Source organism: Actinomycetes bacterium, assembly GCA_035489715.1.
Taxonomy (GTDB): Bacteria; Actinomycetota; Actinomycetes; order JACCUZ01; family JACCUZ01; genus DATHAP01.
Genome location: DATHAP010000154.1, coordinates 1 through 5522, shown reverse-complemented (window position 1 = coordinate 5522; position 5522 = coordinate 1). Strand labels below are relative to the sequence as shown.

The 5522-nt window shown below is 72.9% G+C and carries 6 protein-coding genes and 1 pseudogene; 2 read left to right on the top strand and 5 right to left on the bottom strand.

Going from position 1 to position 5522, the window contains the following annotated elements; translation table 11 throughout:
* Window positions 1-30 precede the first annotated feature (30 nt).
* Both VK640_12425 and VK640_12420 read right to left on the bottom strand, forming a co-directional pair.
* Window positions 31-471 carry an Lrp/AsnC family transcriptional regulator gene (locus VK640_12425; GenBank protein ID HTE73989.1) on the bottom strand — a complete coding sequence of 147 codons (441 nt, stop codon included), beginning with the start codon at window positions 469-471 and terminating at the stop codon, window positions 31-33.
* Between the two features lie 91 nt (window positions 472-562).
* Entirely contained in the window at window positions 563-790 is a 228-nt protein-coding gene (locus tag VK640_12420) for a hypothetical protein (protein HTE73988.1), read from the bottom strand.
* A 329-nt stretch (window positions 791-1119) separates the two neighbouring features.
* On the opposite strand from VK640_12420, the pseudogene VK640_12415 reads away from it, so the two are divergent.
* Window positions 1120-1209: pseudogene (locus VK640_12415) on the top strand (tRNA (N6-threonylcarbamoyladenosine(37)-N6)-methyltransferase TrmO).
* An 82-nt stretch (window positions 1210-1291) separates the two neighbouring features.
* Here the strand turns inward: VK640_12415 and VK640_12410 are convergent.
* Together VK640_12410 and VK640_12405 are read right to left on the bottom strand one after the other, a co-directional pair.
* Window positions 1292-2452, bottom strand: coding sequence for an acyl-CoA dehydrogenase family protein (locus tag VK640_12410; protein HTE73987.1), 1161 nt, complete (start codon window positions 2450-2452; stop codon window positions 1292-1294).
* A gap of 34 nt (window positions 2453-2486) precedes the next feature.
* A complete protein-coding gene (locus VK640_12405) occupies window positions 2487-3608 on the bottom strand; it encodes a Xaa-Pro peptidase family protein (protein HTE73986.1) in 1122 nt (373 codons plus the stop codon).
* A gap of 112 nt (window positions 3609-3720) precedes the next feature.
* On the opposite strand from VK640_12405, the gene VK640_12400 reads away from it, so the two are divergent.
* Window positions 3721-4626 (top strand): 5'-3' exonuclease, encoded by a 906-nt coding sequence (locus VK640_12400; protein HTE73985.1) that lies wholly within the window; start codon window positions 3721-3723, stop codon window positions 4624-4626.
* A gap of 91 nt (window positions 4627-4717) precedes the next feature.
* On the opposite strand, the gene VK640_12395 is transcribed toward VK640_12400, so the two are convergent.
* Window positions 4718-5522, bottom strand: an 805-nt coding sequence (locus VK640_12395; GenBank protein HTE73984.1) for a M4 family metallopeptidase, incomplete at its 5' end; no start/stop codon positions are given.

Genomic DNA, 5522 nt, shown 5'->3' with positions numbered 1-5522 from the left:
TCTCAGTAACTTCAGGCGCTTCCGGACCGGTCAGACGTGCAGGGGGCGCGCCTCGTAGGGGGTGCTCAGCACGATCGTGGTGCGGGTCGAGACGTTGGCCTCGGCCCGGATCCGGGCCAGCAGCGTCTCGAGGTCCGACGGCGCCCGGACCCGGACCTTGAGGATGTAGCTCTCCTCCCCCGCCACCGAGTGGCAGGCCTCGATCTCGGCCAGGCCGCGCAGCCGCTCCGGCGCGTCGTCCGGAGCGCTCGGGTCGATCGGCCGGATCGAGACGAAGGCCGTCAACGGCAGGTCGACCGCCTCGGCGTCGATCACCGCGACGTACCCCTGGATGACGCCCCGCCCCTCGAGGCGGCGCACCCGCTGGTGCACCGCCGAGGTCGAGAGCCCGGTCGCGCGGGCGAGGTCGGTGTAGCTCATCCGGCCGTCCTGGCCGAGCAGGCCGACGATCCGACGGTCCAGGTCCTCCACGGGGCCACCGTAACGGGCCGGTCCCGGTCTCCTGGCACGCCGCGGCCGCCGGGCGGGGACGAGTGCCCCACCCGGCGGCCGGGTGGACCCGTCAGCGGACCTGACGGACCGTGCCGTCCGACTCGCGGACGTACTTCACGGCTGGACCCAGGACCGCTCCGGAGGTTTCGGCGTGCCGGTGGTGGCCCGTCTTGACCTTCGGGGACGCGGCAGCGTCCGCCGTCGAGGCGGTCAGCCCCGCGACGCCAGCCGTGCCGGCCATGACGGCCAGCAGGAAGGCGGCGCGGCGTGCCGCCGGTGTGCACAGGACCGTGCGCATATCGAGCTCCCGTCCGAGGTGCCCGGTGCGCCCGACCTCCGGCAAGGGGGTCGTTCACACCCGGCGCGACGCACGAGCCGGTCTCGCCACTCACTCCCCCTGCTGCCTAGGCGACCGATTGTCTCCGTGCCGGCGGCTCGACGAGTCGAGCCACCGGTCGGTGGGGGCAGCTGGGATCACCGTGTCCCGTCCACGCCGCCAGGGAGGCGGCGCACCGGTCCCATCGGCAGGCCGGCCCGGCTGCTTGAGGGAACCGGTCGGGCACGATGTCCGGACCGGTCCAGAACGGTCCGGACCGGTCCGGACCGGTCCGGACCGGTGCGAAGGAGCGTGCTGACCGCACGGTCACCCGGGTCCACCCGCGGGGCGACGCCTCGCTCCCGCTGACCGGTGTCTTCGCGACCCGGTCACCGCACCGTCGAGCACCGTCGAGCTGGGACCGCCGGGGCAGCAGGTGACCGGCCCGCCGGCGCCCGCCGGGTCCCCCTGTGTCCCGCCGGGTCAGCCGGGCTCGCGCTGCAGGTGCCGGCCGATGACCATGCGCTGCACCTGGTTGGTCCCCTCGACGATCTGGAGCGCCTTGGCCTCGCGCATCAGCCGCTCGACCGGAAAGTCGCGCACGTAGCCGTAGCCGCCGAGCACCTGCACGGCATCGGTGGTCACCCGCATCGCCATGTCGGTGCAGAACAGCTTGGCCATGGCGGCCTGCTTGCCGAACGGCTCTCCGCGGTCCCGCCGGCGCGCGGCCTCGAGGTAGAGGGCCCGGCCCGCCTCGACCCCGGTCGCCATGTCGGCGAGCAGGAAGGACAGCCCCTGGAAGTCGAGCAGCGGGCGGCCGAACTGGCGCCGCTCCCCCGCCCAGGCGACGGCGACGTCGAGCGCGTTCTGCGCCAGACCGACCGCGCAGGCCGCGATGCCCAGCCGGCCGCCGTCGAGGGCTGCCAGCGCGATCTTGAAGCCCTGGCCCTCCTCGCCCAGCAGCCGGTCGGCCGGCACCCGGGCACCGTCGAAGCGCACCTGGGCCGTGGTGGAGCCGCTGAAGCCCATCTTGCGCTCCGGCGTCCCGGCCGAGACACCCTCGGTGTCGCCGTCGACGAGCAGGCACGAGATGCCGCGGGACAGCGCATCGGGGTCGGTCGAGGTGCGGCAGAGCAGGCTGTAGAAGTCGGCCTCGCCGCCGTGGGTGATCCAGGCCTTGGTGCCGTCCACCACGTAGACGTCGCCGTCCCGGACCGCCTTCGTCGTCAGCGCTGCCGCGTCGGAGCCGCTCTGCGGCTCGGAGAGGCAGTACGCCCCCAACAGCTCCCCCCCGACCAGGTCGGGCAGCCAACGCTCCCGCTGCTGCTCGGTGCCGAAGGTCGCCAGCGGGAAGCAGGCCAGCGTGTGCACGCTGACCCCCTCGGCGACCGACGCCCATACCGTCGCGAGCTCCTCGACGACCTGTAGATAGACCTCGTAGGGCTGAGCCGCGCCGCCGTAGCGCTCGTCGTAGGGCAGCCCGAGCAGCCCCGCCTTGCCCAGCGTGGTGAACACCTCGCGCGGGAACCGACTCTGCGCCTCGTACTCGTCGACCCGGGGGGCCAGCTCCTCGCGGGCCAGCTCGCGGGTGAGGCCGATCAGCTCGGTGGCCTCCTCGGTGGGGAGGTGACGCTGGACGTGCACGCAGGGAGCCTTTCGGAGGTACGGACGGGCGGGCCTAGACGGGGAGGACGACGACCTGGCGGTCAATGACGTTGAGCCGCTCGATGCCGGGCGACGGGTCGTCCGTGGCGACCACGATGTCCTCGATCCGGGCGCCGTGGCGACCCGGCAGGTAGATGCCGGGCTCGATCGAGAACGCCATGCCCGGCTCGAGCACCGTCTCGTTGCCCTCGACGATGTAGGGCTCCTCGTGGGTCTCGACCCCGATGCCGTGGCCGGTGCGATGGACGAAGTAGTCGCCGAAGCCGGCCTTGGCGATCACCTCGCGGGCGGCGCGGTCGACCGACTCGGCCGTGACGCCTGGGCGGGCGTGGTCGCAGGCGGCCAGCTGGGCCTCGTGCAGCACGGCGAAGTACTCGCGGAAGTCGTCGGGCGGGTCGCCGAGGACGTACATCCGGGTGCAGTCCGAGCAGTAGCCCTCGGCGGTCGTGCCGCCGATGTCGACCACGACGACGTCACCCCGCTCGAGCACGCGGTCGTCCACCTCGTGGTGCGGGGAGGCGCCGTTGGGCCCGGAGCCCACGATGACGAAGTCGACGGTCTCGTGGCCCTCGGCGAGGATCGCGGCGGCGATCTCGCGACCGGCCTCCCGCTCGGTGCGGCCGGGGACGAGGAACTCCGCCATGCGGGAGTGGACCCGGTCGATGGCCTGGCCGGCCCGCCGGAGGGCGTCGACCTCCTCGGTCGTCTTGCGCATGCGCAGCGCGCCGAGCACCTCGGACCCGAGGCTCTGCTCGGCGGCGGGCAGGGCGGCCCGGAAGCGCAGGACCTGCTCGGCCCACATCCGGTTGGACAGGCCGACCAGCCGGGGGTGGCCCAGGCGGCTGGCGATGGCGGCGTACGGACTCTCGATCTCGGCCCAGCCGACGACCTCGATGCCGAGCGACGGGACCGGGGACGCCTCCACCGCGGGCACCTCGAGGCCCGGCGCGACCAGGAACGGCTCGCCGTCGGGCGTGAGGACCAGGCAGGTCAGGCGCTCCAGCGGGAGCGCCTCGTAGCCGGTCAGCCAGGACAGGTCCGGGCCGGGCGTGACGAGCAGGGCGTCCAGACCGGCCTCGGCGACGGCCTTGCGGGCGTGTGACAGGCGGTCGGGCGAGACGACGCGGCGGGACATACCGCCAATCTAGCGTCGGGCCCGGCCCGTGCCGTCTGGCAGGCTCCTCGCCGTGAGCCCGTCGACCTCCGCGTCTGCAACGTCCGCACCGTCCGCTCCCGCCGAGCGCCTGATGGTCCTCGACACCCCCTCGCTGTACTTCCGGGCGTTCTTCGGCGTCCCGGACTCGATCACGGCGCCGGACGGCACGCCGGTCAACGCGGTCCGCGGGCTGCTCGACTTCATCGCCAGGCTGGTGACCGACCGTGCGCCCACGCACCTGGTCGCGGCGATGGACGCCGACTGGCGGCCGGACTTCCGGGTGCAGGCGATCCCCTCCTACAAGGCGCACCGGGTGGCGTCCGGCGACGAGGAGGAGGTCCCCGACCCGCTGATCCCGCAGGTAGCGATCATCGAGGACGTGCTGGCCGCGCTGGGCGTGCCCACCGTGGGTGTCGACGGCTACGAAGCCGACGACGTGATCGGGACCTTCGCGACCGGCGCGGTCCGGCCGGTCGACGTGGTGACCGGTGACCGCGACCTGTTCCAGCTGGTCGACGACGCGCGCCAGGTGAGGGTGCTCTACACGGCACGCGGCGTCGGGCGGCACGACGTGGTGGACGAGGCGTGGGTGCACGCGAAGTACGGCATCCCGGGCACCGCGTACGCCGACTTCGCGACGCTGCGGGGCGACCCGAGCGACGGGTTGCCCGGCGTGCCCGGCGTCGGTGAGAAGACGGCGGCGTCCCTGGTGACGAAGTACGGCTCGCTCGCCGCGATCATCGCGGCCCTCGAGGCCGGCGACACCGGCATGCCGGCGGGTGCGCGGGCCAAGCTGGCTGCTGCCGTGGACTACCTCGAGGTGGCGCCGGTGGTGGTCGCCGTCGCGACCGACGTGCCGGTGCCGAGCCTCCAGGACGAGGCGCGGATCCCGGCCGCGCCGGCCGACCCGGAGCGGCTGCTGGAGCTTTCGGCGCGGTGGGGCCTCGAGAGCTCGCTGAACCGGGTGCTCAACGCGTTCGGGACTGTTACTGGCTGACCGGCTGACCGGCTGACCGGGTGACGGGGTGACGGGGCCACGACGCTGCTGCGTCGCGACCCCGTCGTCGCCGTGCGTCCTGCTGGGCGGGCTACTTGACGTTGACCGCGGCCCAGGCCGCGTTGACGGCGTTGTACTGCGTCGAGCCGCTGCCGTAGAGGTAGGCGGCTGCGCTCAGGGTCGCCGCGCGAGCACCGGCGTAGTTGGTCGACGACGTCATGGACGTCGTCAGCGCCCGGTACCAGATCGCCGCGGCGGAGGTCCGGCCGATGCCGGACACGGTCGACCCGTTGCAGGTCGGGCTGTCGTACGTGACGGTGCCGATCATCTTCTGCCCGCTGCCCTCCGACAGCAGGTAGAAGAAGTGGTTTCCCACGCCCGACGAGTAGTGGACGTTGAGGCTGCCGACCTGCTTGCTCCAGCAGTCCGCGGAAGCGCCGTCCCTGCTTGGCCGGTCCATGTAGCGCAGCGGGGTGCCGGAGCCGATCGCGAACCGCTCACCGATCAGGTAATCCCCGGGGTCGCCGGCCGTGTTCGAGGTGAACTCGACCATCGTCCCGAAGATGTCGCTGGTCGCCTCGTTCAGCCCACCGGACTCGCGGCGGTAGGTCAGTCCGGCGGTGGCCGACGTGACGCCGTGGCTCATCTCGTGGCCGGCGACGTCGAGAGAGACCAGCGGGCCGTAGGACCGACCGTCCCCGTCGCCGTAGCGCATGCAGAAGCACGCGTCGGACCACGAGGCGTTCACCCATCCGCTGCCCACGTGGACGATCGCTCGGGCGCCCCTGCCGTCGTTCTTGATGCCGGTGCGGCCGAAGGTGTTCTTGTAGTAGTCCCAGGTCGCAGCGACCCCGAAGTGCGCGTCCACGGCGGCGGACTGACGACTGGTGCTCGAG